This is a genomic window from Haloferax sp. Atlit-12N, from assembly GCF_003383095.1.
Classification (GTDB): Archaea; Halobacteriota; Halobacteria; order Halobacteriales; family Haloferacaceae; genus Haloferax.
Genome location: NZ_PSYW01000037.1, coordinates 1 through 1,570 on the forward strand (window position 1 = coordinate 1; position 1,570 = coordinate 1,570).

Annotated in this window: 2 protein-coding genes; both read left to right on the plus strand. The window is 54.5% G+C overall.

The window, feature by feature from the left end; translation table 11 throughout:
• Positions 1–389: 389 nt before the first annotated feature.
• The gene (locus tag C5B90_RS19825) at positions 390–965 is read left to right on the plus strand and encodes a hypothetical protein (protein ID WP_115883627.1); all 576 of its coding nucleotides are present in this window, start codon (positions 390–392) and stop codon (positions 963–965) included.
• Positions 962–1,408: a hypothetical protein gene (locus tag C5B90_RS21330; protein ID WP_049913505.1), complete on the plus strand. Its 447-nt coding sequence runs from the start codon at positions 962–964 to the stop codon at positions 1,406–1,408. Before C5B90_RS19825 ends, C5B90_RS21330 begins: the two co-directional genes overlap by 4 nt.
• The last annotated feature ends 162 nt before the right edge of the window (positions 1,409–1,570 follow it).

The window sequence follows — 1,570 nt, forward strand, 5'->3', positions numbered from 1 at the left end:
GCGATATGTCTGGGAGAGTTCCAGTTGAGAGCTGCAGGAGATGTTCGATTTACACATCGATGACGGGGGGAGAGGGCCTTCAATCTCGACCTCGATGAACACGTCAGTCGTCGCGTTGAGTGTGCCAAATGGTTCGTGGCCCAAACCTACTTCCTGCGGCGAGATCCTGTCCTGAGTGGCGAGCTAACGCTACTCAATCTCAACGTCCAGATGTCTCATTTTCGATGTACTTGTAATAAAGCACTACACCAGATCTGAGACATCGACAACTATGTTAACCAACAACTGGGCGTATCTAGCCGGTCTGTTGGTTAATACAGCCTCCGAATCATGCAAACGGAATAATCCGTGCTAGCAAGATTTATTCCTGTTACTCACGTAGTGTGAGTATGGATGAACCGCGCTCTGAACTCCAGGCCAATGCCGAGGAGCGAACTAAAGCGCCAGATTTCGATGCGCTGACCTCGCCAAAGGAGCTTGTCCGTGGGGAGCGGACGCGAGACGACTTCTTTGACGCTGTGCTTGGGCTCAGCACTCCAGCGACCGCCAGCGAAGTTGCTGACCTCGCAGGCCACGGCGTTGACGCTGCGAGAGAGTACCTTGAGTGGTTCGGACAGATGGGTATTGTGAAGCAGGTTACCGAGTCGCCGGCCACGTACGTACGCAACCAGTCATACTTGAACTGGCGGCGGGTCCAGATGCTCCAAGATGAATACTCAACGGCGGAGCTCCTTAACTTCTTGAAAGACGAAGCAGCACGGGCAGAGGAGTTGTCCGAGGAGTTCGATGTCGCGTCGCCGGAAGCGGTCTCTCTCTCAAAGCACGCATCGACTACTGATCAATCGATAGAGGATGTTTGGGAGGCCGTTTCTGCGTGGAAGACCGCTCGACACCGGGTTGAGCTCCTCGAACGGGCACTAGCAACCGAGTCGGGTGACGCTGCTGATCAGCGAACGGCGGTATGACAGGGTGGGATGAGAGTAGTGGGTCCCATTCAGTTTCAGGTGCCCCAGTTGATTTTGACCGGTTGGACGTCATTCGAGATAGATTTGCTACCGACGAGCGGTTCACGCAGATAGTCGACCGACCTGAATTCGCCCCTGAGCGGCTGGTCTGTGTGTACGATACGCGGTTTTACCCCCCGAGTGTTCAAAATGCTCGAGTAGAGATTGTCTGGTTCGAGAACGGGGACTTCTCGCTCCATTACCACGAGGATCACGTTGAGGGGACGTTCGATCATCGGTGGGACCGGCACCCGTCGGAGCACAACGCTCGCGACCACATCCATCCCGGTCCAGATGCACCGACACCTGGAGATGATTCACCGCATCCCAGCGATTGGCGCGATGTCCTCTCAATGGCTCTTGTCGAGATTGAAGCCAGGCAGCGTGCATTCTGGGAAGGCTGATTGAAACCTCACGTTTACAGTAAAAACGAGTAGATTGCCTTGATAGCCTCGCTTAGGTGGAAAAGTGCTGGTGGTTGGTGAGTGTTACTTCGCCGTCCGCTCACGCTACCAACATTCAAGCGTAGCAGTGTCTAAACTCTCGTTGAGCAGGTTTGAGAGTAG